The sequence below is a fragment of the Bradyrhizobium sp. CCBAU 65884 genome, assembly GCF_028128835.1.
Taxonomy (GTDB): Bacteria; Pseudomonadota; Alphaproteobacteria; order Rhizobiales; family Xanthobacteraceae; genus Bradyrhizobium; species Bradyrhizobium ottawaense.
In genome coordinates, this window is the sequence record NZ_LBJU01000002.1 from 1,032 (window position 1) to 1,327 (window position 296).

The 296-nt window shown below is 67.2% G+C and carries 1 pseudogene; it reads left to right on the forward strand.

The features are described 5' to 3' along the window. A pseudogene (locus tag XI03_RS00065) lies at positions 1 to 296 on the forward strand (hybrid sensor histidine kinase/response regulator); the annotation flags it as partial.

A 296-nucleotide genomic window follows, 5' to 3' on the forward strand; every position in this document is an offset into this window, starting at 1 on the left:
CCTGGGCGATGGCGCGGTGATCATGATCATCGACCCCAACGGCATTGCCAAGGCGCTCGGCGCCGCCGGCTCCTCGGCCCATGACATGGGCGACGAGAACGGCGCGCATCACATCGGATCGGGCGAGCAGACCACCTCGCTGCTGGTGTTCCGCGCCGGCTCGTCGCAGCCCAAGGCGGTCCCGCTTGGCCTCGTCACCCGCCTGGAAGAGCTGCCCGCCGACAAGATCGAGTTCTCGAACGGCCGCTACATGGTGCAATACCGCGAGCAGCTGATGCCGCTCGTTGCCATGGAGA